This is a genomic window from Micromonospora sp. NPDC005710 (genome assembly GCF_040630995.1).
Classification (GTDB): domain Bacteria; phylum Actinomycetota; class Actinomycetes; order Mycobacteriales; family Micromonosporaceae; genus Micromonospora.
Window position 1 is genome coordinate 53691 of the sequence record NZ_JBEXYP010000004.1, and the last position, 24198, is coordinate 77888.

Genomic DNA, 24198 nt, shown 5'->3' on the forward strand with positions numbered 1-24198 from the left:
ATCGTGCCTCGTCGATGGTACTGAGTGACCGCGCAGCGTGCCCCGAGCGGACGGTCAACGACCGTCGCCGTTCAGCCGGTGCTGGGGCCGGGGTGCCTGGAGGAGGGACTTCGACCTGGTCACCCCGGCATGCGGGGGACGGTGAACTCCCGCTGGATGCCTGCCGATCCCGGCCCGGTGGTGCGGATCTCCCCGGCCGCGGCGGGTGAGACACCCTCGCGCGGGGGTACGTGGGTGGTGCGGCCACCGACTCGCACACCGGTGGACCACCTGTCGTCGCCAGTCGGCGTCGCTGATCATGTCGTGCGACCGTTGGCGGGTGATCAACACGAGGTTGGTCGCCCGGAAGGAGACTGTCTCGTGGAGTTGCCCGACGACCTGCTCACCCTGCTGCGCGAGCCGAGCACCTGTTTCGTCACGACGCTGATGCCCGACGGTTCACCACAGCTCACCCAGACCTGGGTGGACACCGACGGCACGCACATTCTGATCAACACGGTGGAGACCCACCAGAAGACCCGCAACGTCCGGCGGGATCCGCGGGTGGCGGTGGCGATCTCCGACCCGCAGAAGCCGGGCCGCTACCACGAGGTACGAGGGCGGGTGGTGCAGACCAGCACCGAGGGCGCCGCCGAGCACATCGACCAGTTGGCGCAGCGCTACCTCGGTGGGCCGTACCCCTGGTTCGGTGGCCGCGGCCAGGTCCGGATCATCCTGACCATCGAACCCGACCGGGTGCGTTCGATGGGCTGACGGTGGTCGGACGCCTCGACTGCGCCGGCGCCGTCGGGGTCGGCTGGGTCGGGCGGTGGCGCCTCGGCCGGCTCCGTCAGGCCGTCGGCGCCTCGGCGTAGAACTGCCGCAGCGCGTCGGCGACCAGTGTGGGTGCCGTCATGGTCACGAAGTGCGACTGACCCGGCCAGACGACGTGACCGGCGGCCGGAATCGTCCTCGCGAGGGCGTTCATCGTGGTGGGCATCGGCTCCCAGGTGTCCGCCCCGGCGAGCAGGAGAGTCGGCACGGAGATCGAGGCCCATCTGTCGATGTCGGTGCTGTCCTGCGCGAGGGCCTCGAGGTCGTGCAGCCAGCCGACCGCCGAGCGGTGCGCCTCTGCCCGGTCGGGCACCCGGTTTCCCGAGCCGGCGACCATCGCGGCGACGATCTCGGCCGGAACCCGCGTCACGTCGTTGAGGGCCGCTGCCATCGCGGCGGCGTCGTCGCGTTCGAAGGCGGCCCGGTACCTGTCGAGCAGCGGCACGATCTCCGGCCCGGCCGCGAAGAGCGGCGGCTCGAAGATCGCCAGTGAGCGTACGTCGCGCGGATCGGCCGAGGTGGTGTGCAACGCCACTGTCGCTCCGTAGGACGCGCCGACGAGATGGACCGGTCGGCCCGACGACCGCCGGGCCGCGTCGATGACGGCGATCAGATCGGCGGTCTCGGTCGGGAACGACTTGGTGCCGGCCGGCACGTCGCTCGGACCGTATCCGCGCCGGGCCGGCAGCCACACCTCGTGGTCGTGGGCGAGGTCGTCAGCGACGGCGGCCCAGGAGTGCAGCCCGCCGCCCGAGCCGTGCACCAGGACGACGGGGTCGCCGCCGCCCAGGCGTCGCACCACCAGACGGGTCCCGTCGGACGACTCGACCGACTGGTCGTGGCTGATCACTGCTGCTCCCGTCTCTCGGTGGGCCAGGCGCTCAACGTGCCGTGCACCGCGTCGAGGATCGACTGCCACGACGCGTCGAGAGCGCGGGGATGCCCGAAACCGTCGACCGTCTCGAGGCTCACGAAGCCGTGGAAGGTGCTGCGGACGAATCGCATCGCGTCGGTCAACGCCGGCTCGTCGAGCCCGTAGCCGCGCAGCATGGCGTAGCTCAGCTCGATCAGGCGGAGGTGCCCGGCCGACCGGGTGCCGACCTCGGGCGGCAGGTGGAGCTGGGTCGCCGCGTATTGCCCTGGGTACGTCACGGCGAACGCGCGCCAGGCGTCGGCGAACCCGACCAGGGCCGTGCGGCCGGCCCGCCCCGCCACCGCGATCGCGAGCGCGTCGGCGAACGTTGCCGCCGCCCGTACCGCGACGTGCTCGATCAGGGCGTCCCGGCTGCGGACGTGTACGTACAGGGCGGCGTCCGAGACCCCGAAGTGCCGGGCGACGGCGGCGACCGTCAACCGGGACAGGCCGACCGAGTCCGCCAGCTCGGCTGCGGCGGCCGAGACGCGCGCGCTGGTCAGACCCTGCCGTGGCATACCGATCCTTTGCATCGCTAGGAAATAACTTAGGAGCCCTAAGATAGCACTGCCGTCCCCCCGAGGCCGTGCCCGGGTCGGCATGAACGGCCCAGTCGGGGGAAGACCTGCCGTTCCGCCGCCGAACAGGAGACCCGGGATGAGAGCCGTCGTGTACACGGACGTCCGGACGGTCGCGGTGCGGGACGTGCCCGACGCGACAGTGGAGGTGGAGACCGACGCGATCGTGCGGATAACCTCCACCGCCCTGTGCGGCACCGACCTGCACATGTACGACGGACGCACCAGCGCCGAGCCCGGCCTGGTGCTCGGTCACGAACCCCTGGGTGTGGTGCAGGAGGTGGGAGCCGGGGTGCAGACCGTCCGGCCGGGAACCCGCGTGGTGATCCCCACGCACCTGTTCTGCGGCACGTGTGTGATGTGCGCTCGCGGGCTCTCGGCGGCCTGCCTGCGGGTCCGGGCCGAGGGGCCGGGTGCGGCGTACGGGTACGCGGGCATGGGTCCGTACCGGGGTGCGCAGGCCGACCTGCTGCGGGTGCCGTGGGCCGACGCCAACTGCGTGCCCCTGCCCGGTGAGCCGGGGGACGCGTACGAGGACGACTTCGTGCTGCTCGCCGACGCGTTCGTCACCGGGTGGCACGCGGCGGCCACCCTTGCCGAGGTCGGGCCCGGTGACACGGTGGCGGTCTTCGGCGCCGGCACCGTCGGTCTGCTCGGCGCCTACTCGGCGCTGCTCCGAGGTGCCCGGGTCGTCTACTCCGTCGACGGCGTCGACGCCCGACTCGACATGGCCGGCGAGATCGGAGCCGTGCCGATCGACTTCCGCCGGGGCGACCCGGTCGAGCAGATCCGGGCCGACCGGGCCCGGACCGGGTTGCCGCTCGGCGAGGAGAAACTCGGCGGGATCGACAAGGTCATCGACGCGGTCGGGTTCCAGGCCCGCGACCGGGAGCACCCTGACCGGGAGCGCCCGAACCAGGTCATCGCCGACGCGGCCCGGCTGGTGAACGCCGCCGGCGCGATCGCTGTCGCGGGGGTGTACCCGGACCGGGACCCACGCCCCGGACCCGGCGCGGACGGTCACGAGGACCTTGTCGCGCCCTGGGGAACGCTGTTCAGCAAGGGGGTCGCCGTCCGGTTCGGTCGTACCCACGACCGCCGCTACACCGTCCTGCTGCGGGACCTGGTCGTGGCGGGCCGGGCGCGGCCCAGCATGATCGTCACCCACCACGGCACCCTCGCCGATGCCCCCGAGCTGTATCGCCACTTCGACCGGCGGGAGCACGGCGTGATCAAGGCGGTCCTGCACCCGAGCTGACCCCCACCCACCCCTGCCCCGCGATCTTGCACTTTCTGTACCGACATCAAGGTGCATTCCGCCCATGTCGACAACCGGAACTGCAAGATCGACGGGGTTCTCTTTGCTCGCGACGGGTGCGTGGGTGACGAACTGCGCTTAGCGGGCGGGAAGGCATCTACCTGCCGTTCGGGGCTTGGCGCTTCCTCGTGCTGGCGGTCGATGCGTCTGGGCGGTGGAGGCGTGGGTCACATCAGTCGACCGCAGCGGGTGGCGTGCCGCTCGTAGGGCGTTGGGGTCGGTGGCTGATCACCGTTGGTCGATTGCGCGGGGCGTGGCCTGGGCCACCCTCCGGACCCTCTCGGGGGCGTCTTGCCTGGTGGGACAGCGGTGCGGAGCGGCCCCTGTCGATCGGCCCGTTGTCGCAGGTCGGGTCGGGTGCCGGGCTGAGCCGGCTGGCCGGGAGGGGCTGCGGTGGCCGCTGTGACAGGCGAACACTGTGCCACATCTATATTGCCGGATTGTTACTTTTTCAACAGTCCCTCGCCTTGCGGATGGCCCTCCGGCCGCAATACGTTGCCGTCAACAACAAAACCAAGTGAAGGTTCAACCTTCCGGAGGCAACCGATGACGTTGGCGAGGTGGTACGAGCGATGAGCGACGTGCCCATCCTCCTTGAGATGCGCTCCATCACCAAGGAGTTCCCTGGAGTCAAGGCCCTCTCCGACGTCAACCTGGTGGTTCGCGCCGGCGAGATCCATGCCATCTGCGGCGAGAACGGCGCGGGCAAGTCCACCCTGATGAAGGTGCTCAGCGGGGTCTACCCGCACGGCACCTACGACGGCACGATCGTTTACCAGGGTTCGGAGAGCAAGTTCTCCGACATCCGGGCCAGCGAGAACGCCGGCATCGTGATCATCCACCAGGAGTTGGCGCTCATTCCGGGAATGTCGATCGCCGAGAACATCTTCCTCGGCAACGAACCGCGCAAGCGGGGCGCGATCGACTGGAAGGCCGCGAACCGGATGGCCCTGGACCTGATGGCCCGGGTCGGTCTGCAAGAGGACCCGGACACCCTGATCAAGGACATCGGCGTCGGCAAGCAGCAGCTCGTCGAGATCGCCAAGGCGTTCGCCAAGGACGTGAAGCTGCTCATCCTCGACGAGCCCACCGCGGCGCTCAACGAGGCCGACTCGCGGCACCTGCTGGACCTGCTGCGCGGTTTCCGCTCCCGGGGCATCACCTCGATCATGATCTCGCACAAGCTGAACGAGATCGAGGCGATCGCCGACCAGATCACCATCCTGCGCGACGGCCGGACCGTGGAGACCCTCGACGTCAAGGCGGACGGGGTCGACGAGGACCGGATCGTGCGGGGCATGGTCGGTCGTGAGCTGAGCAGCCGGTTCCCGGGCCACACGCCGAAGATCGGTGAGGTCTTCTTCGAGGTCCGCGACTGGAACGTCCGGCACCCGATCTCCGCCGACCGCCAGGTCTGCAAGAACGAGAGCTTCGTGGTGCGCCGCGGCGAGATCGTCGGCTTCGCCGGTCTGATGGGCGCGGGCCGCACGGAACTCGCGATGAGTGTCTTCGGCCGCTCCTACGGGGTGTACGAGTCGGGCACGATCATCAAGGACGGCAAGGAGATCGTGCTGAAGTCGGTGGCGGACGCCATCGACAACGGGCTCGCGTACGTCAGCGAGGACCGTAAGGCGCTCGGCCTCAACCTGCTCGACGACATCAAGACGTCGACGGTGGCCGCCAAGCTGTCCAAGATCTCGCACCACGGCGTGCTGAACGAGGTCGAGGAGTACCAGGCGGCCGAGGCGTACCGCAAGGAGTTGCGGACCAAGGCTCCGACCGTCGACGAGGGCGTCTCGAAGCTCTCCGGCGGCAACCAGCAGAAGGTCGTCCTGGCCAAGTGGATGTTCAGCGACCCGGACCTGCTGATCCTCGACGAGCCGACCCGCGGTATCGACGTGGGCGCCAAGTACGAGATCTACGGCATCATCCAGCGGCTCGCCGACCAGGGGAAGGGCGTCGTCGTCATCTCCTCGGAGCTGCCTGAACTGATCGGGCTCTGCGACCGCATCTACACAGTGTTCGAAGGCGCGATCACAGGCGAGATCGCTCGGGCGGACGCGGACCCGGAGACCCTCATGAAGCAGATGACCTCGACGAAGAAGTTGGCCACCCGATGAGCCGTATCAAGGACCTTCAGAAGAACCTGTTTGGAGGCACGACCTCCAACGCCCGCCAGTTCGGGATGATCTTCACCCTGGTGGCGATCGTCTTGATCTTCCAGATCTGGACCAACGGGCTGACGCTGCGGTCGGACAACCTGATCGCGCTGTTCCAGCAGAACTCGTACATCCTGATTCTGGCCATCGGCATGCTGATGGTGATCGTCGCCGGGCACATCGACCTCTCGGTCGGCTCGGTCGCGGCCTTCACCGGCATCCTGGTCGCCAAGTCGATGACCGAGTGGAACCTGCCCTGGCCCGCTGCCATCGTGTTCGGCCTCGCCATCGGCGCGGTGATCGGCGCCTGGCAGGGCTTCTGGGTGGCGTACATCGGGGTGCCGGCGTTCATCGTCACCCTGGCCGGCATGCTGCTCTTCCGCGGTGGCAACCAGTTCATCGGCAACGCGCAGAGCATTCCGGTGCCGGAGGGCTTCCGGGAGATCGGCTCGGGCTTCCTGCCCGAGTTCGGCCCGGACACCGGCTACAACAACGCGACGCTGCTGCTCGGTCTGGCGGCGGCGGTGGCGGTGGTGTGGCGCGAGATCCGGGCCCGTAACACCCGTCGGGCCATGGACGCCAACCCGGCACCCATGTGGATCTCGATCCTCCGGATGGCCGTCATGGTCGGGGTCATCGCCTTCGCGGCGCTGCGTTTCGCCAGCGGTCGTGTCGGGACCAGCTTCCCGATCTCGGGCATCATCCTGTTGGCGCTGGTCATCGCGTACTCCTTCTACACCCGCAACACGGCCGGCGGCCGGCACATCTACGCGGTGGGCGGCAACTCCCGGGCGGCCGAGCTGTCCGGCGTGAAGCTCAAGCGGGTCAACTTCTTCGTCATGATGAACATGTCCGTCCTGGCCGCGCTGGCCGGCATGATCTTCGTGGCCCGTTCGCAGGCATCCGGCCCGCAGGACGGCAACGGCTGGGAGTTGGACGCCATCGCCGCGGTCTTCATCGGCGGCGCGGCCGTCGCCGGCGGCATCGGCACCATCAGCGGCTCCATCGTCGGTGGTCTCGTCATGGCCGTGCTCAACAACGGCCTCCAGCTGCAGGGCGTCGGCACCGACAAGGTCCAGATCATCAAGGGCCTGGTCCTGCTGCTGGCCGTAGCGATCGACGTCTACAACAAGAGCCAGGGGCGGTTCTCCATCATCGGGAGCCTGATGCGGCCCTTCCGCCGCGACGACTCCGCCCCACCTGCCTCACCGCCGGACGCGGAGCGCGAGCCCGCCAAGGCAGCGGTGTCCGGCTGACGGTCACCGACCTCACCACCCTGTTACACCTTCAGAAAGGCAAGTCCTCACCATGCGTAAATTCTTCGGCACGTCGGTGGTCGCGGTCAGCGCCGCCGCCATGCTGGCCCTCGCCGGCTGCGGTTCCGGCCGCGACGGCGACAGCAGCTCCAGCGGCGACGCCGCCAAGGGCTTCGCGGCCAACTCCCTCATCGGCGTGGCCCTTCCGGCCAAGACCTCGGAGAACTGGGTCCTCGCCGGTGACCTGTTCACCAACGGTCTCAAGGAGGCCGGTTTCCAGGCTGACGTGCAGTACGCCGGCGCGTCGACCACCGTCGCCGACCAGCAGGCCCAGATCACCGCCATGACCACCAAGGGCGCCAAGGTCATCGTCATCGGCGCGACCGACGCCGCGCAGCTGGCGACCCAGGTCGCGGCGGCTCACGCCGCCGGCGCCAAGGTGATCGCGTACGACCGGCTCATCACCAACACGCCGGACCTCGACTACTACGTCGCGTTCGACAACTTCAAGGTCGGCCAGCTCCAGGGCCAGGCCCTGCTGGACGGCATGAAGGCCAAGAAGCCGAACGGCCCGTACAACATCGAGCTGTTCTCCGGCTCGCCGGACGACAACAACGCCGGTGTCTTCTTCAACGGCGCGATGGACGTGCTCAAGCCGGAGATCGACAAGGGCAACGTCGTTGTCGCCTCGGGCCAGAAGGACGTCAAGCAGACCGCCATCCAGGGCTGGAAGGCCGAGGGTGCGCAGGCCCGCATGGACCAGCTGCTGACCTCGACCTACGGCAACAAGGAGCTGGACGGCGTCCTCTCCCCGAACGACACCCTGGCCCGCGCGATCCTGACCTCGGTCAAGGGCGCTGGCAAGCCGACCCCGATCGTCACCGGCCAGGACTCCGAGGTCGAGTCGGTCAAGTCGATCGTCAAGGGCGAGCAGTACATGACGATCAACAAGGACACCCGCAACCTGGTGAAGGAGACCATCAACATGGTCAAGGCTCTCCAGGCCGGTAACGCCCCGCAGGTGAACGACACCAAGTCCTACAACAACGGCAGCAAGGTCGTCGACACGTTCCTGCTCCCGCCGGTCGCCGTCACCAAGGCGAACGCGGCTGAGGCGTACGCCAACGACCCGAAGCTCGCGCCGCTCACCAAGTAGTCACCGCACGGTAGGCAGTAACGCCGATGGGTCCCGGGTCTCCTCTACCGGGACCCATCGTCGTCCCTGCACCCCCGCACCAACCGGCATCGACCCGGAAGGAGGTCTGACCGTGGCGATACCAGTACGGGCCAGGCCAGCCGGCGTCGGCCGTAACGTCGAGTCCCCGCTGCCGTCGCTTCCCGGCGCCAGCCAGGAGGAGATCAGGCGGCAGAACCTCGGCGCTGTGTTGCGCTACGTCCACCTGCACGGACCGACATCCCGCGCTGAGCTGACCAGCCGGCTCGGCCTCAATCGAAGCACCATCGGCGCCCTCGCCGCCGACCTGGTCACCAGCGGCCTGGTCACCGAGGAGGCGCCGACAACCGCACGCCGCGCCGGCCGCCCCTCGCTGGTGGTCAGTCCCCGCTCCGACCGGGTCTACGCGCACGCGTTGAGCATCGACGCGGACCGGCTGCGTGCCGCCCGGGTCGGCCTCGGCGGGCAGATCCTCGACCTGCGGGAGATCCCCCGACCGAGCGGCATGTCGGCGATCGACGCCGTCGGGCCCCTCGCCGACCTGGTCCGCGAGATGGAACGCTCGGTGGCCGGCGACGCGCTGCTGGTCGGTGGCGCCGCCGCGGTCACCGACACCACCCGCGACCCGGACGGCAGGATCCGGATCGCCAGCCTCGACGAGACGCTCGGCGCGGCGCTGGAGACCGAGTTCAGCTCCGGCCCCGGTTTCGTGGCCGGTGACCTGGCCGACATCGCCGGCCTGGCCGAACACGTCAGGGGCGTGGCCGTCGGCATCGACGACGTCATCTACCTGCACGGTGATCTGGGCATCAGCGCCGGCATCATCGTCGGTGGACGACTGGTGGTCGGCCACCGGGGTCACAGCGGCAAGGTCGGCCACATGGTCGTCAACCCCAACGGCCTGCCCTGCGGCTGTGGTTCACGCGGTTGCTGGGAGACCGAGATCTCCGAAGCCGCGCTGTTGCGGCACGCCGGCCGTGACCCGAGCGACCGCGCGGCGGTGGCCGAGGTCCTGCGCGCGGCGGCGGCCGGTGACCCGACCGCCCGCGCGGCGGTCGAGCAGGTGGCGGACTGGCTCGGTTTCGGCGTGGCGAACCTGGTGAACGTGGTCAACCCGGACGCCGTGGTGTTCGGCGGCTCGTTGCGCGACATCTACACCGCCGGGGCGGACGTGGTCCAGGACCGACTGGACACCATGCCACTGCCCGGCTCCCGCGAGCACCTGCGGTTGCGCGCGGCGGCGCTCGGCCGCGACGCCGTCCTGATCGGTGCCGCCGAGTTGGCGTTCGACAAACTCCTGGCCGACCCGCTCAACGTCGGCGTCGCGGGCCAGGTCGGGACGACCGAACCACGGTAGTCGTGACCGCCGCGTGCCGGTCCGCTCCGGAACGGGTGGTGTGTGTCGTAACGGCGGCGCGAGCCGCACCGCAGTCCTACGCTTCTGCCTCGTGACAGCAGACGACTGGCGGGGCCGCGACAAGCTCTCGCCGCCGGGTGCCCGCGACCGACAGTGACTGGATCCGTCGAGTCGGCGAGCGGAGCCGGACCGCCGTCCTCGCGGCTCATCGCGCTCAGTGACGCGGTGTTCGCGATCTCGATCACCCTGTTGGTGCTCGAACTCCGCCCGCCGACGGACACCGCCCACCTGGCCCGTGGTCTTGCCGAGCTGTGGCCCTCACTTGTCGCGTACGCGGTCAGCTTCCTGCTCATCGGCGAGATCTGGGCGGACCACCACCTCATGTACAGCCAGATCGTCGTGCACGACCGAGTTCTGCTCTTTCTCAACACGTTGTTCCTGATGAGCGTGGCCTTCCTCCCGTTCACCACCTCCGTCCTGGCGACGGCCTTCCGGGACAGCCAGGGTGAGCGCGCGGCGGTGATCTTCTACGGACTCTCGTTCGGCGTCGGCTCGCTGCTGTTCAACGCGATCTGGTGGTACGTCCGCCGCGGGCGGCGCAGGATCAGGTCCGATCTGACCGCGAGACAGGTGCGGTCCTCCACGGTGCGTTTCCTGCTGGCTCCCACGCTGAACGCTGTCGGTGTCCTGGTGGGCGCCATGGTTCCCCCGCTTGGTCTGGTCTTCTTCGTGGCGCTGGTCCCGTTGCTCTGGCTACCGATCCGAGCGGTCGATCCCACGTCCGGACGGGCAACCCGATAGCCGGGCGTACGAACTACCGTATCTTGTACGGGAGCGGTTGACGGGACGGTTTCGGGGAGGAAGCGCTGTGACGACAAGAGGCGACGCGATAGTGGCGGAAGGGCTGCGCAAGCGGTATCGGGACCGGTACGCGCTGGACGGCTTCGACCTGCGGGTGCCGCAGGGCACGGTCTGCGGGCTGCTCGGGCCGAACGGGGCCGGCAAGACCACCTCGGTACGGATCCTGTCCACCCTGCTGCGGCTGGACCAGGGTCGTGCCGCTGTCGCCGGGTTCGACGTGACCCGCCAGCCCGACCAGGTGCGCTATCGAATCGGGCTGGTGGGGCAGCATGCCGCGCTGGACGAGGCGCTCAGCGGCCGACAGAATCTGGTGCTCTTCGGTCGACTGTTCCACCTCGGTCGCCGCCGGGCCGGGCAACGGGCGGTCGAGCTGCTGGAACGCTTCGGTCTCGCCGACGACGCGGATCAGCCGGTCAGCACCTACTCCGGAGGGATGCGCCGACGGCTCGACCTGGCGGCCGGCATGATCCTTGCCCCGTCGGTCCTCTTCCTCGACGAGCCCACCACCGGGCTCGACCCGCGTGGGCGCAACGAGGTGTGGGAGTCGGTCCGGGAGTTGGTGCGCACCGGCACCACGGTGCTGCTCACCACCCAGCAACTGGACGAGGCCGACCAACTCGCCGACCGGATCTCGGTGATGGAGGCCGGCCGGGTGATCGCCGAGGGAACGCCGGACGACCTCAAGACCCGGCTCGGCGGCGACCGGATCGAGGTGGTCGTCGCGGCACCGACCGACCTGGCCGCGGCCGTCGCCCAGGTACGCCGGACGACCGGCGACGAACCAACAGTCGACGTGGACCGGCGGATGGTGAGCGTCCGGGTCGGTCACCAGGCCGGTGCGCTCGTCGAGGTGTTGCGGGCACTCGACGCCGGGAACGTCCCGGTGGCGGACGTCGCGCTGCGCCGACCGACCCTGGACGACGTGTTCCTGCACCTCACCGGCCATGGGGCACCGACCGCCGAGGTGGCAGCATGAGCGCGGTGAGCATGCCGCCCCCGGCGGTGGACCTGACGCCCGGCCGGCCCGCCCTCCTGGCCGACAGCGCCACGCTGGTCTGGCGCGGGCTGGCCCGCTGGCGACGCGACCCGGGCCCGCTGGTCGCCTCGCTCGGCTTCAACATCCTGATCGTGCTCGTGTTCGCCTACCTGTTCGGTGGCGCGTTGCAGGTGCCCGGCGGGGGCAGCTACCGGGAGTTCCTGATGCCCGGCATGTTCGTGATGACAATGGTCTTCGGCATCAGCCTCACCACGATGGCAGTCGCCGAGGACCTGGAGCGAGGGGTGACCGACCGGCTCCGCTCGATGCCCGTCTCGCCGCTGGCGCCGCTGGCGGCCCGGGCGGTGGCTGACCTGCTGTTCGCGCTCGTCACCCTCGGGGTCCTGCTGCTGACGGGTCTGGCGATCGGGTGGCGGGCGCACGGCGGGGTGGGTGCCACGCTGGCGGCGGTGGGGTTGATCCTGCTCCTGCGCTTCGCGCTGATCTGGGTCGGCATCTTCCTCGGGCTGGTCACCCGTGGGCAGACGGCAGTGGTGGCCGTGCAGACCCTGGAGTTTCCCCTCGGCTTTCTCTCCAACGCGTTCGTGGCACCGTCCACGATGCCCGCCTGGCTCGGTGCGGTGGCCGCGTGGAACCCGCTCTCGGCGACCGTCGGCGCCACCCGCGAACTGTTCGGCAACCCCGGCTGGGGCGGCGACTCCTGGGCGGCGCAGCACTACCCGTGGCTGGCGGTGCTCTGGCCGCTCGTCCTCGTCGCGGTCTTCCTGCCGCTCTCGGTCGTCAGGTACCGGCGGTTGACCGGCTGAATCCGACTCTCTGGGCCCGGTCGTTGTCGGTGGTCGCCGTTAGGCTCGCCGGCGTGGACGTGCACCGACTCGATCGGGCCCAGGCGCGGCGGATCGCCGTCCGGGCCCAGCTGTTGGCCGCCCCGCGTCCGGCCGACCTGCTCACGGTGGTCAGCCAGTTGACCCTCGTGCAGATCGACCCGACCGCCGCTGTCGCGCCCAGCGCCGACCTCGTCTGCTGGAGCCGGCTCGGCTCGTCGTACCGGCCGGCGCAGATGCGGGAGGCGCTCGAACGGGACCGGACGCTCTTCGAGCACGGGGCGATGGTGCGTCCGATGGACGACCTGGGGCTCTTCCTCGCGGCGATGGCGGCCTCGCCGGGTCATGAGCGCCACCGCGAGTGGCTGCGCGTCAACGACTCGTTCCGCCGCGACGTGCTCGACCTGCTCGGCCGTGCCGGTCCGCTGCTCTCCCGCGACATCCCCGACACGAGCGTGGTGCCCTGGCCGTCGTCAGGCTGGACCAACAACCGCAACGTCACCCAGATGCTGGAGTTGCTGGTCCTGCGCGGCGAGGTCGCCATCGCCGGGCGCCAGGGCCGACAGCGGCTCTGGGACGTGGCCGAGCGGGTCTATCCGGCCGGCGTGCCCGTCGTCGAGCTGGAGCAGGCACGCCGGCTCCGCGACGAGCGACGGCTGCGGGCACTGGGCATCGCTCGGGCGAAGACGGTGGTGGTGCCGGGCGAGCCGGCCGAGGTCGGCGACGCCGGCGAGCCGGCTGTCGTCGAGGGCGTCGCGGGGGAGTGGAGGGTGGACCCGGCCGCGCTCGGGCAGCCCTTCACCGGGCGTACGGCGTTGTTGTCGCCGTTCGACCGGCTGGTGCACGACCGGGTCCGCCTCGCCGACCTCTTCGAGTACGAGTACGTGCTGGAGATGTACAAGCCCAGGGCGAGTCGACGGTGGGGTTACTTCGCGCTGCCGATCCTGCACGGCGACCGGCTCGTCGGAAAGGTGGACGCCACCGCCGAGCGCCGGCGTGGCACGTTCACAGTGCACGCCATCCACGAGGACGTGACGTTCACCCCGGAGGTGACCCGGGCCGTGCACGACGAGGTGCGCGACCTGGCGTCCTGGCTGTCGCTCACCGTCGAGGGTCTGCCCTGACGGGTGATCGCTGAGCCCCGTGGCCCCGGCGATCACCCGTCGTCGAGCTACGCGATCCGACGCACCCGGCGAATGGCGAGGTAGAGCAGCAGGCCGGCCAGAGCGAGGAAGATGCCCGTCTCGATGCCCTGGAACAGCCAGAACCGGTCCGCCGGCTGGTAGAGCTGCCAGTTGTACGCGCCCGGTTCGAGGCCCAACTCGGCCCCGCAGACCCGACCGTCCGGTCCCTTCCCGCCCGGCGGGCACTGGATCCGGCCGTCCGAGATCAACTCTCCGTCGGGGTTACGGACGCCCTGGGCGAGTACCCAGTCTCCCCGGCTGATCTCCGGCGGCCCTTCCCCCTCGATGGGGAAGGTCTGGGTGCGGGCCGGCTGGTAGTGCGGTCGCGCCAGGATCGCCACTGCCGCCCGTACCCCGATGAACCCGGCGAGGGTGATGCCCATGGCGGGCAGCATCCGCTTCCAGATGGTGCCGACGAAGACGCCGAGCGCGACGGCGAAGAGGGTGTAGCCGATCGGAACGACGCCCTGCAGGTCGAAGACGATCACGCCGAACCGACCCTCGAACGCGGCCTGGGTGAGGGGATCGACCCACCACGACATGCCCAGCCCGTAGACCGCCGCGAGGAGCACGACCGCCGTGCCCACCAGCCCGAACTTGACCAGGGCCCAGCGGGTTCGCCCGACGCCCTGGGTCCAGACGAACCGGTGCGTGCCCTGCTCCACCTCGCGGGCGACGAGCGGAGCACCCCAGAACAGGCCGACGAGCGCCGGCAGGGTGATCAGCAGTACGGCCACCAGGTTCAGGCTGCCGTACTTGTTGCTGAAGCGGTGGAATCCCGCGTCGCAGGTCTCCCTGGTCTCCACCGCCACTGTGGTGTCCGCGATCTGGCGGGCGCAGTCGGTCAGCCCGAGGTCGGCGAAGGTGTGCCGCATCGCGATGCCGATCGGCACCAGCAGGGCGGCGAGCGCCGCGAGCGCCAGCAGCGTGTAGAACGCCTGCTTGCGGTGTTGTCGCCAGGTCAGCCAGATCATGCTGCCACCCCCCACTCGCTGTGACTGGTCTGCGTGCTGCCGTCGGCCAGGTAGGCCAGCACGACGTCCTCCAGGCTCACCTCGCGGACCGTCCAGGCCGGATCGGTGACCGGCCCGTGGGTGCGGACGAGCAACGTGGACTGCCGGTCGGTGTGGCTGGCCCGGACCACTGCGGCGACGCCCCCGACAGCGCCGCCGTCGTGCCGTGGCCCGACGAGCTGTCGGTGCTCGCTGACCAGGTCGTCGACCGGGCCGGTGAGCTGCACCTGGGAGGCGTTGAGCACGATCAGGTAGTCGCAGACGCGTTCCAGGTCGGCCAGCAGGTGCGAGGAGAGCAGGACCGTGGTGCCAGACTCCGCGACGCTGCCCATCAGCGACTGGAGGAACTCCCGCCGCGCCAGCGGGTCGAGGCTGGCGACCGGTTCGTCGAGCAGCAACAGTCGCGGCTGCTTCGCCAGTGCGAGGGCCAGCGCGACCTGGGCCCGTTGACCGCCGGAGAGCTTGCCGACCGGCTTGTCCGGCGGGATGCCGAGCTGCGCCAGCCGGGTTCGGGCCAACGCCGCGTCCCACCGCTTGTTCAGCTTGGCGCCGGCGACGACCAACTCGGCCGCCGTGAAATCCCGGTACAGCGGGGTGTCCTGGGCGACGAAGCCGATGTCGGCCAGGCCCTCGGTGTCGCCGTACGTGGACCGGCCGAACACCCGGACCGTGCCGGCGTCGGGCTTGAGCAGCCCGACGGCGAGGTGCAGCAGCGTGCTCTTACCCGCGCCGTTCGGCCCGACCAACGCGGCGATCCGACCGGCCGGCAGTTGCAGCGAGCAGTCCCGCAAAGCCCAGGTGCTGCCGTACCGCTTGCCGAGTCGGTCTGCCTCCAAGACCATGTCCATTCCGTGTCCTCTCGTTCCGTTCACCCCGCCACCGCTTCGCGGTCGCGGCGGCGCTCGTGGTGTCTGATGGTTCGTTCGCTCTGCTCGCTCACGCGCGCTCCGGCTGCGGGGCGTCGTCGGCGAGGGTGGCGCGCAGCGTCGTCTCCACCAGGGCGATGACGTCCTCGGCCGTGAGGCCGGCCGTTTGCGCCCGGTGCAGCCAGGCGACCAGGTCGTCGCGCAGCTCGGCCTGGTTGGGCAGGGACGCGCCGGCCAGGGTGCGCTGCACGAAGGTGCCCACCCCGGGCCGGCCGCCGACCAGACCCTCGATCTCCAACTCCCGGTACGCCTTCAGCACCGTGTTCGGGTTGATCGCCAGTGACTGCGCGACGTCCCGGACCTTCGGCAACTGGTCGCCCGGTGTCAGCAGGCCGACCCGTAGCGCCTGCTTCACCTGCTGCACGAGCTGCATGTAGGTGTTCACCTTCGACCGGCTGTCCAGTACGAACTCGATCACTCCCGATGATCCTTCCTGTTGTCCTACGACAGTAGGACTAATAGACAGCTTCATCGGTGGCCCGTTGGCTGTCAAGTCCGGCGCGGCAGGTTCGCCCGGACGCGGCGACTCAACGCGGGGGAGTCGGGAGCGACCGAGCCCTCGGGGCGCGGCGGGACGGTGGCACCGCCGGGCCAGCGGTTGGCACCCACGGGCCAACCCCAGGGGAAGGGACCGGCAGCGATCCGCGGGGACGGGGAGGTGTTCGATGGTCACCAACGAACTGACGACGTCGAGGGCTACCCCACTACAGGCCGCCCGCGCCCGGGGCCGCGTACGCGGGCGTCTGATCCTGCTCGGCCCGGCGTTCGTCGCCGCCGTCGCCTACGTCGACCCCGGCAACTTCGCCACCAACTCCGCCGCCGGTGCCCGCTACGGCTACCTGCTGGTCTGGGTCGTGGTGGTCGCCAACCTGATGGCGATGCTGGTGCAGACCCTCACCGCGAAGTTGGGTCTGGCCACCGGGCGCAGCCTGCCCGAGTTGTGCCGGGAACGCCTACCGCGGCCGGTGAACCGGGTGATGTGGGCGCAGGCCGAGCTGGTCGCCATGGCCACCGACCTGGCCGAGGTGATCGGTGGGGCGGTCGCCCTGTACCTGCTCTTCGGCATTCCCCTGCTGCCTGGCGGGATCATCATCGGCACCACCGCGTTCGCGGTGCTCGCGCTGCGCTCGCGGGGCTTCCGCGCCTTCGAGATCGCCATCGCCGTGGGGCTCGGCGTCATCGTCCTGGCCTTCGCGGCGAATCTGCTCGCCGCCGGCTCCGACCCCGCCTCGGCCATGGCCGGTCTCGTGCCGCGTCTGCAGGGCACTGACAGCGTGCTGTTGGCCGCCGGCATCCTCGGCGCGACAGTCATGCCGCACGTCATCTACGTGCACTCCGCGCTGACCCGGGACCGCATCCCCGCCACCGACGACACCGAGCGCCGGATCCTGTTCCGTGGCCAGCGCACCGACGTACTGCTCGCCCTGAGCGCGGCCGGAGCGGTCAACCTCGCCATGCTGCTCATCGCCGCGGCCAGCTTCCGGGGAGGCGGCCCGGGTGGCGCGGACAGCCTGGAGGGTGTGCACGCCGGGCTCGGCCAGACCATCGGCACCGCCGCGGCGTTCGGTTTCGCCGTCGCGTTGCTGGTCTCCGGGCTCGCCTCCACGAGCGTGGGCACCTACGCCGGAGAGGTGATCATGCAGGGCTTCCTGCGGCGGCGGGTGCCACTGCTGCTGCGTCGGCTGATCACCCTGCTGCCCGCGCTGGCCGTGCTCGCCATCGGCCTCGACCCCACCAGGGCACTCGTGCTGTCCCAGGTCATCCTCAGCTTCGGCATTCCGTTCGCGCTTATTCCGGTGGTCGCCTTCACCCGCCGACGCGACCTGATGGGCAACCTGGTCAACCATCCGCTCACCACTGCCGCCGCGTCCCTGGTGGCGATCCTGGTGGTCGCGCTGAACGCCTTCCTGCTCTGGCAGGTCGTCGCCGGGTGAGTCGGCCGATCGCGTGCCCAACCGGTCCACCAGATCGGACCACCCGACCGGACCGAGCCCACCCGTCGACCGCGCGGTTCAGGTCAGGTGGTCGCCTGCGCCTCGCAGAAGGGTGATGATCTCTCCGGCCGTCCGACGGCCCTCAGGGGTCGGCATGATCGGCCAGTCATGGATCATCCCGTCGCCCACGTGCAGGTGGAGATCGGTCCCGGCCACGTTCTCGGCCCGGTCCCGGAGCAGGACGGCATCGGGGAAGAGGGCATCGCGGGTGCCGGCGTACACGTGGACGGGTCCGAGATCGTCCAGGTGGCCACCCAGCGGACTGGTCCGCGGGTGTGACGGATCGGCTGGCGCCGCCCAGCGGGCCGCGAGGACCCGGATGTGCTCGAGATTCAGCAACGGGTCGTGAGCCGCGATGTCGGCGATCTCCGGGTTGGTGAAGGTCAGGTCGAGCGCCGGTGAGATCAGAATCGTGACATCCGGCCGCCGGTGCTGCGGGGTCAGTGCCTGGAGCACTGACAAGGCGATGGTCCCGCCGGCCGAATCACCGATCAGGGCGGTCGGTCCCTGTTCCTGGACGTGCTGGGACAGGCGCAGCATGACCGGAAGGACGTCGGCGTGGGTGGCGGTGGGCAGGCGCGGATACAGGGGCAGGACGACCTCGCGGCCGGTTTCACCGGCGATCCGGGCGGCCAGTCTCCAGTGCTGCCTGGTGATGGGGGCGGCCCAGGCGCCGCCGTGGATGTAGACGGCGTAGTGCCGTGTGGGGTTGGCGGGCGTCAGTCGATAGACGGTCCAGCCTTCGAACTCTTCCCGCAGGACCGTGACACCCGGCAGGCGCGGCGGGGTCGGGTTGGGCAACTCGGCGAGGAACCGGTCGGGCTTGAACTGTCGCTTCTTCACTCCCGCCACGCGCAGCAGACCGACAACGGCTCGGCTGGTCAGGCTGGGGCTCACAGGTTCACGACCCGGTAGGAGCCGGAGCGCACGTCGTCCGGCAGGGCGGGGCCGCTGGTGCTCCAGCCGAACGTGTCGCGCGCCTTCCGGGAGGTGATGCGCGCCGAGGATCGGAGCAGCGCGGCCATCGGCCCCATGGCGCTCTCGGCCTGTTCGGCGGTGATCGAGGTCGCTGTGGTTCCGGTCAGGTCCGCGATCGCCTCGGCGAGTTCGCGGAAGGTGAACTGTTGCGGTCCGGCCGCGTTGTAGGTGCCCGCCACCGGGCGCTCCAGGGCCGTCAGGTACAGCTGGGCGAGATCGTCCACGTGGACCGGGGTCCACTCGTTGTCGCCGGCGTCGACGTAGGTGGCCGCGCCCGAGCTGGTCGCGGCGCTGATCAGACTGGTCAGCAGCAGGGAACCGCCTCGACCGTAGACCAGGCCAGCGCGGATGACGATGCTGGTCAGGCCCGCCGCCTCACGCACCAGTCGCTCGCCGACGAGCTTGAATGGCTGCAGGCCGGGCTCCGGCAGCTCTGCGTCCTCGTCTCGGGAATGGGTGGGGTCGAGCCCGTAGACCAGGTTCGTGCTGGTGTAGAGGAACGGCTTGCCGGTGCCCGCGCTACCCGCCCCACGGGTCAGCGCCTCCACGGCAGCGGCCTCTGCCCTGATCGCGTCCTCGCCACCGAAATAGTCGACAGCGGTGTGCACCACCGCGTCGGCTTCCGCCGCCGCCTTCTCCAGGAGCGCGGTGTCGGTCAGGTCACCGAGCAGCGGAATCGCACCCGCCTCGGTCGCCTTGGCTGCTGATTGCGGGGACCGGGTCAGCGCTACCACCTCGTGGCCCGCCGCGACGAGGTGTTCGACGAGCACCGAGCCCAGGTAGCCGGTGCCGCCGGTGATGAGGATCTGCATGGTCTCTCCCGAGCTGAGCTGACGATAAAACGGATGGGTCATCCGCTTGCCAAACCGTAGCACGAAACGGATGGGTCATCCGCTTCGTCGTCCTGGCCCGCCCGTGCGGGGGCTGCGGAATCCAGGCGGAGGCAAATGGAGCTGTTATCCGCTTATGCTGGGGAAGTGACCGCCTCGCCGCTCCGTAGGGACGCCGCACGCAACCGCCAGCGAATCATCGAGATCGGCCGGACGCTGGTAGCGGACGGCACCCCGATTCAGCTGAACGAGGTGGCCCGCTCCGCAGGCGTCGGCGTCGCCACTGTCTACCGGCACTTCCCGACGCCCCAGGCGCTGGTCGAGGCGGTGTCGGTGGACGGGCTCGAGACGCTGATCCAGGCCGCCGAACGGGCCGTGCAGCAGGACGATTCCTGGACGGCTTTCCGTGATCTCCTGGTCCGGGTCGTGGACGCGCAACTACTCGACGCGGCTCTGTCCTCGGTGTTGTCCACGCCCACGGCCACCCTGCCGGGCACGGCACACCTGCTCGACCAGTTGTCCTCGTTGTTCGAGAACCTGTTCGTACGGGTCCGGGCCGCAGGGCTGCTGGCGCCCGGCATCACGCTCGCCGACATGACACCACTGATGTGTGGAGTCGCCTTCGCGGCCAGGATGCACCCGGCCGCCGACAGGGAACAGCAAGCCGCAGCCGGCCGCCACTACCTCGACGTCGTACTGAACGGAATTCGGGCCCGCTGAGCGCCAGTTCCGCGACCCTCACGCGCTACGTCCGACGGCCCTCGTCGCGGGTCGGGATCTCCTGGCGCTGTTCGAGGGCGTCGGCCGGGTTGGCGTCGGCCGGCAGCGACGTCACGTCTTCGAGCGCGCCCGCCGGCAGGGCGCCCTGCTCGGCCAGGTCCGCCTCGGACGCCTCGGCGTCGACGTCACCCGACACCCGGTCCGGCGGCCCGTAGTCCACGGCGCTCTGCCGTTGCTCCTGGGCATCCGCCTCCGGAGGAGGGAACGTTTCGCCCTGATCATCCCGGTACGTGCTCATCGGAGCCTCCTGTCCGGCGTGTCTCGACATGCCGCCGGGCCGCTGCCTACCCGCCACCACCGCCGTCACGCACCGAGGTACCGCACCACTGCGTCAGTGGTCTCCGGATGGGCGGCCAGCAGTGCGTTCACGCCACCCCGGTCGTCAGGTGAGTCGGCCGACGACGGCCACCCGCAGTCGTGACCGAGCAGGCTGGCGACGGCATCGACTGCCTCCGGGTGGGCGGCGAGCAGCACGCCCACCCGCCGCTGCGGCGCGGGGACGGCGACCGCCTGCGGTGCGGACGGGGGCGTCAGCCATGGCGGCACCCAGGAATCCAGCTCGGGCAGCGCCCCCGGGAAGGTGCGCCCCGCCTCGCGGACCAGCAACGGAACCAACTCCGGCCCCTGGTCCCGCAGTGTCGTGATGAGGGTGGGCAGCCAGGGCAGCAGCACCGGGTCGGGCAGCCGCGCGAAGGCGGTGGACATCGTCTCGACCACGAACGGCGCCAACCCGGGCACCGGCTCCAGCGCATGCACGAGGCCGGCGAGATACTGCGGGAAGGCGGGCACCACCAACGGATTGGCCAGCAACTCGGCGCACCGGGCCCGCAGCTCGGCCAGCGGTAACAGGCCGAGCTGGTGTCGGCCCGCCCAGAGCAGGGCGACCTTCGCCGGCGCTGTCGGGTGCGACTGCGCGACGGCCAGCTCCAACTGGGTCCGGTCGCAGCCCAGCGACAGCGCCAGGCCCTCCACGGAGAACAGGAAGCCGAGCATCGCGGCGACCTGCCGGACCTCCGTCTCCTCCGCGCTGACGGCGGTCGGCAGCAGGGTGCAGTAGTGCGCGTACCCGGTCGTCACGAACGCCTCGCACCAGGCCGGCAGGCTCGGCGCGGTGGTCCGGTAGTGGCCCAGCAGGCCCCGGATGCGGCGCAGCACGTCCGGGGCGTCGTCGACGGTGCGCTCGGCGGCGAGCAGGTCCACCGCCCGCGCGCCCAGATCCTCCACCAGGCGCGGACTGTCGAGCAGTCGAATGGCGTCCTCCACCGCGGCGAGCGCGCTGGAGGCGGTGGCGTCGGGGCCGCGGACGGACCGGCGCAGTCGTTGCTCCAGGACCTGCTCGACGGTCACCCCTTCGTAGCCCAGCTCGATCAGCGCGCGTTGGTTGCGGCCGAGCGCCAGGTCCCAGCTCTCCTGGATCGAACGGTGCCCGAGCCGGCGCTCACCCATGATCGGACGTGCCGCGTCCGGTGGCAGCAGGTGCCGCAGGATCCACAGCAGGTCGGAGCAGGGGGCCAGCTCGGGATGGCCGCCCAGATCCAGCAGCGCCCGCTGGACCTGCCGCTTCTCCAGGGCGAGACCGAGCGGCTGGAGCCGGTCGAGGACGTCGCGGGCCAGCGGTGGAAGGGAGTCGTAACCGACCTGACCGATCCGGTCGCCGCCGAGCAGGATCTCGCAGAGCCGCCGTACGTCCCGCCGGCCGGGCACCACGTCCTTCTCGATGCAGGTGACCGCCGCGTCGGCGAAGTCGTACGGAGTTGGTCGCACCCGATTGCGGAGGGCGGCCAGCAGGACCGAGGTCTCGTAGACGGCGATCGCGTCGGCAGTGCTCGCCAGGTAACCGTTGCGGCGGGCCAGCCGGACGATGTCGACGCACCAGCCGCGCAGCTCCGCCTCGTCGAGGCCGTCCAGCTCGGGCGGTGCGGCGAGGAACCCGGTGAGTGCGTCGTCGACGACCGGGCCGGCGGCGGGGGGTGGCGCCGCCGTGGCACGGCCCCGCCGTCCCCGGGTCGCCGCGCTGCGTTGACTGTCCAGCCGGTACGGGGACAGCCGGTGGCGGCTCACCGCCTTCGTCCAGGTCGCGGCGGCGATCGACACCGAGCCGGGCGCCAGGTGGAACTGCGCCTCGATGGCCGAGTGACTCGACGGGATCAGCCCGTACCGCCACCGGGTGTCGGTGCGCGGCGTGATGTCGAAGTCGGCGGCGGTGGAGCTGAGGCCGAACTGTTCCACCCGGCTGGCAGCGTGGAACGCGCCGCAGACGTAGAGGCATTCGGCGGGATCGACGCCGGAGGTGGCGAGGTGCTGACGCATCCGCGTCCACATGTACCGTTCGCGGTCCTCGTCACGGTCCAGTCGGTCGGAGTCGGCCGGGCGCAGCCGTCGGAACAAGCTGCCGATGAGCACCATCACCTGTCGGTAGGTGTCGTGGTCGGCGTCGGTCAGCGGGCGTTCGACGTACTGGTCCCACCACTCCGACCAGTGCCGGACCTTGCCGTGGTGCAGCAGATAGGCCTCCAGCTCCGCGAACCGGGGCCGCAGGTCACCGATCTCCAACCCGACGGCGTCGCCGTGCAGCCCGGACTCGTCGGTCGGGTCGGTGGGCGGCCCGGCGTCGCCGCCCGGGGCGGTCGGATCCTCGCGGGGTGACCATTGGAAGACGTGGTCGGTGGAGCGGTCCACCAGCACCAGTTCGACCCCGGGGGTCTCCAGCGCGTACGCGATGGCCTGGTATTCCGCCGACGCCTCAGTGACCGGCGCGACGACGCTGAGCGGGCCCCAGGCGGCGGGGAAGCCTGACAACTCCGACGCGAACGCCTGCACCGCGACCGGCAGGCGGCAGTTGCGAAGCTCCCCGAGCAGCGGCTGAAGATCCTCACACAGCTCCAGGTAGATCACCCTGGGCTGCTTGGCCCGTAGCCGGCGCACCATCGCCAAGGCGGAGGCCGGCGAGTGATGGCAGACCGGAAAGATCTCCAGCCGCTCGGAGAGCGCGCGGTCGACGTCGTCGACGATGCCGGCGAGGATCGCACCGAGCACGTCGGGGGACCCGGCGAACGTGGAGGCCGCGTCAGTGAGCTGCTCGCGCAGCGCGTCGAAGGGGCCGGTGACGGTGGGCGCGGTCACGACAGGGACGCGATCGCCTGGCGACCGCCGTCGAGGAAGCCGGCCCACCCGTCGTCGTCCTTACGCGCGCGCGGCTCCACCACGCCGTGCAGGTACTTGTTGAGGATCGCCAGGTCCTCCGGACTGCGTCGGGCCAGCGACCCGACCAGCGACCCGGCGATCGTGGCCGCCCGCAGTGTGCGGTCGCCGAAGAACTGGCTGTGCAGGATGGCGTCCTCGAGGACGCCGATCTGCTCGGCGGTGGACAGCGCCGACTCCAGCTTCTCGTCGTCGCTGGTCGCGGCGGCGGCACCAGCCCGCAGGTCGGCGAAGCTCTGCAGCAGGATGTCCAGCAGCGTGGGTGGCACGTCCAGCTCGATGCGGTGCCGGCGCAGCAACTCCTCGGTGCGGAAGCGGACGATCTCGGCCTCGCTGCGCCTGTTGGTCACCACCGGGATCCGGACGAAGTTGAACCGCCGCTTGAGCGCCGAGGAGAGGTCGTTGACGCCCCGGTCGCGGCTGTTCGCGGTGGCGATGATCGAGAAGCCGGGCTGGGCGAAGACGATGTTGTCGTGGTCCAGTTCGGGGATGGCGACGTACTTCTCGGACAGAATCGAGATCAACGCGTCCTGTACGTCGCTCGTGGAGCGGGTCAACTCCTCGAAGCGACCGACCACGCCCTGCTCCATCGCCGTCATGATCGGAGACGGGATCATCGACGCCCGGGACTGCCCCTTGGCGATGACCATCGACACGTTCCACGAGTACTTGATGTGGTCCTCGGTGGTGCCGGCGGTGCCCTGGACGACCAGCGTCGAGTTGCGGCAGATCGCCGCGGCCAGCAGCTCGGCCAACCAGCTCTTGCCGGTGCCGGGGTCACCGATCAGCAGCAGGCCGCGATCCGAGGCGAGGGTGACGATGGCCCGCTCGACGAAGCTGCGGTCGCCGAACCACTTCTGCGGGATCTCCCGGGACAGGCCGTCGGCCCGCTCCGAGCCGAGGATGAACAGACGGACCACACGAGGGCTCAGCCGCCAGGAGAACGGCTTCGGGCCGGTGTCGACCGATTCGAGGAAGTCGAGCTCGTCGGCGTACGTGACCTCGGCGGGGGCGCGCAGCATCTCGGACATGAGGGGTTGTT

22 protein-coding genes are annotated in these 24198 nt (G+C 70.2%); 12 read left to right on the top strand and 10 right to left on the bottom strand.

All coding sequences use genetic code 11. The features are described from left to right. The first annotated feature begins 360 nt into the window (after nt 1-360). Nucleotides 361-753 carry a PPOX class F420-dependent oxidoreductase gene (locus tag ABZ406_RS06720; RefSeq protein WP_357756436.1) on the top strand — a complete coding sequence of 131 codons (393 nt, stop codon included), beginning with the start codon at nt 361-363 and terminating at the stop codon, nt 751-753. Between the two features lie 76 nt (nt 754-829). Here ABZ406_RS06720 and ABZ406_RS06725 read toward each other — a convergent pair whose 3' ends face one another. After that, entirely contained in the window at nt 830-1663 is an 834-nt protein-coding gene (locus ABZ406_RS06725; RefSeq protein ID WP_357756439.1) for an alpha/beta hydrolase, read from the bottom strand. Next, nucleotides 1660-2244 (bottom strand): TetR/AcrR family transcriptional regulator, encoded by a 585-nt coding sequence (locus tag ABZ406_RS06730; protein WP_357756442.1) that lies wholly within the window; start codon nt 2242-2244, stop codon nt 1660-1662. Before ABZ406_RS06730 ends, ABZ406_RS06725 begins: the two co-directional genes overlap by 4 nt. Before the next feature lie 139 nt (nt 2245-2383). Here ABZ406_RS06730 and ABZ406_RS06735 point away from each other — a divergent pair, with 139 nt between their 5' ends. The 9 genes from ABZ406_RS06735 to ABZ406_RS06775 all read left to right on the top strand — a co-directional run bounded on the left by ABZ406_RS06735 (nt 2384) and on the right by ABZ406_RS06775 (nt 13374). After that, entirely contained in the window at nt 2384-3562 is a 1179-nt protein-coding gene (locus ABZ406_RS06735) for an alcohol dehydrogenase catalytic domain-containing protein (RefSeq protein WP_357756445.1), read from the top strand. A gap of 632 nt (nt 3563-4194) precedes the next feature. Next, nucleotides 4195-5742: a multiple monosaccharide ABC transporter ATP-binding protein gene (mmsA, locus tag ABZ406_RS06740; RefSeq protein ID WP_357756448.1), complete on the top strand. Its 1548-nt coding sequence runs from the start codon at nt 4195-4197 to the stop codon at nt 5740-5742. Then, nucleotides 5739-7037, top strand: a complete 1299-nt coding sequence (gene mmsB, locus ABZ406_RS06745) for a multiple monosaccharide ABC transporter permease (RefSeq protein WP_357756451.1) — start codon at nt 5739-5741, stop codon at nt 7035-7037. Before mmsA ends, mmsB begins: the two co-directional genes overlap by 4 nt. A gap of 52 nt (nt 7038-7089) precedes the next feature. Next, nucleotides 7090-8193, top strand: coding sequence for a sugar-binding protein (locus ABZ406_RS06750; protein WP_357756454.1), 1104 nt, complete (start codon nt 7090-7092; stop codon nt 8191-8193). 112 nt (nt 8194-8305) lie between these two features. Continuing rightward, a complete protein-coding gene (locus ABZ406_RS06755) occupies nt 8306-9568 on the top strand; it encodes an ROK family transcriptional regulator (protein ID WP_357756457.1) in 1263 nt (420 codons plus the stop codon). A 153-nt stretch (nt 9569-9721) separates the two neighbouring features. Then, nucleotides 9722-10369, top strand: a complete 648-nt coding sequence (locus ABZ406_RS06760) for a TMEM175 family protein (RefSeq protein ID WP_357756460.1) — start codon at nt 9722-9724, stop codon at nt 10367-10369. Between the two features lie 67 nt (nt 10370-10436). Continuing rightward, nucleotides 10437-11405, top strand: coding sequence for an ATP-binding cassette domain-containing protein (locus ABZ406_RS06765; protein WP_357756463.1), 969 nt, complete (start codon nt 10437-10439; stop codon nt 11403-11405). Then, on the top strand, nt 11402-12232 hold the full coding sequence (locus ABZ406_RS06770; protein WP_357756466.1) for an ABC transporter permease: 831 nt from the start codon (nt 11402-11404) through the stop codon (nt 12230-12232). Before ABZ406_RS06765 ends, ABZ406_RS06770 begins: the two co-directional genes overlap by 4 nt. Nucleotides 12233-12285: 53 nt before the next feature. Continuing rightward, a complete protein-coding gene (locus tag ABZ406_RS06775) occupies nt 12286-13374 on the top strand; it encodes a crosslink repair DNA glycosylase YcaQ family protein (protein WP_357756469.1) in 1089 nt (362 codons plus the stop codon). Between the two features lie 47 nt (nt 13375-13421). On the opposite strand, the gene ABZ406_RS06780 is transcribed toward ABZ406_RS06775, so the two are convergent. The 3 genes from ABZ406_RS06780 to ABZ406_RS06790 form a co-directional block, all read right to left on the bottom strand. Further along, the gene (locus ABZ406_RS06780; RefSeq protein ID WP_357756471.1) at nt 13422-14408 is read right to left on the bottom strand and encodes a transporter; all 987 of its coding nucleotides are present in this window, start codon (nt 14406-14408) and stop codon (nt 13422-13424) included. Next, entirely contained in the window at nt 14405-15295 is an 891-nt protein-coding gene (locus ABZ406_RS06785) for an ABC transporter ATP-binding protein (RefSeq protein ID WP_357756474.1), read from the bottom strand. The genes ABZ406_RS06780 and ABZ406_RS06785 overlap by 4 nt, the downstream gene beginning before the upstream one ends. 88 nt (nt 15296-15383) lie before the next feature. Beyond that, entirely contained in the window at nt 15384-15791 is a 408-nt protein-coding gene (locus ABZ406_RS06790) for a GntR family transcriptional regulator (protein WP_357349854.1), read from the bottom strand. 247 nt (nt 15792-16038) lie between these two features. On the opposite strand from ABZ406_RS06790, the gene ABZ406_RS06795 reads away from it, so the two are divergent. Next, nucleotides 16039-17307 carry an Nramp family divalent metal transporter gene (locus tag ABZ406_RS06795; protein WP_357756477.1) on the top strand — a complete coding sequence of 423 codons (1269 nt, stop codon included), beginning with the start codon at nt 16039-16041 and terminating at the stop codon, nt 17305-17307. Between the two features lie 78 nt (nt 17308-17385). Here the strand turns inward: ABZ406_RS06795 and ABZ406_RS06800 are convergent, their stop codons facing one another. Together ABZ406_RS06800 and ABZ406_RS06805 are read right to left on the bottom strand one after the other, a co-directional pair. Then, a complete protein-coding gene (locus ABZ406_RS06800; protein WP_357756480.1) occupies nt 17386-18264 on the bottom strand; it encodes an alpha/beta hydrolase fold domain-containing protein in 879 nt (292 codons plus the stop codon). Further along, entirely contained in the window at nt 18261-19157 is an 897-nt protein-coding gene (locus ABZ406_RS06805; RefSeq protein WP_357756483.1) for an NAD-dependent epimerase/dehydratase family protein, read from the bottom strand. The genes ABZ406_RS06800 and ABZ406_RS06805 overlap by 4 nt, the downstream gene beginning before the upstream one ends. A 165-nt stretch (nt 19158-19322) precedes the next feature. On the opposite strand from ABZ406_RS06805, the gene ABZ406_RS06810 reads away from it, so the two are divergent. Continuing rightward, nucleotides 19323-19895: a TetR/AcrR family transcriptional regulator gene (locus tag ABZ406_RS06810; protein ID WP_357756485.1), complete on the top strand. Its 573-nt coding sequence runs from the start codon at nt 19323-19325 to the stop codon at nt 19893-19895. Nucleotides 19896-19920: 25 nt separating this feature from the next. On the opposite strand, the gene ABZ406_RS06815 is transcribed toward ABZ406_RS06810, so the two are convergent. From ABZ406_RS06815 to ABZ406_RS06825, 3 genes are all read right to left on the bottom strand, one after another. After that, nucleotides 19921-20193 (bottom strand): hypothetical protein, encoded by a 273-nt coding sequence (locus tag ABZ406_RS06815; protein ID WP_357756487.1) that lies wholly within the window; start codon nt 20191-20193, stop codon nt 19921-19923. A 65-nt stretch (nt 20194-20258) separates the two neighbouring features. After that, the gene (locus tag ABZ406_RS06820; protein WP_357756490.1) at nt 20259-23078 is read right to left on the bottom strand and encodes a DUF5682 family protein; all 2820 of its coding nucleotides are present in this window, start codon (nt 23076-23078) and stop codon (nt 20259-20261) included. Further along, nucleotides 23075-24187, bottom strand: a complete 1113-nt coding sequence (locus tag ABZ406_RS06825) for an AAA family ATPase (protein ID WP_357756493.1) — start codon at nt 24185-24187, stop codon at nt 23075-23077. The genes ABZ406_RS06820 and ABZ406_RS06825 overlap by 4 nt, the downstream gene beginning before the upstream one ends. Nucleotides 24188-24198: the final 11 nt, after the last annotated feature.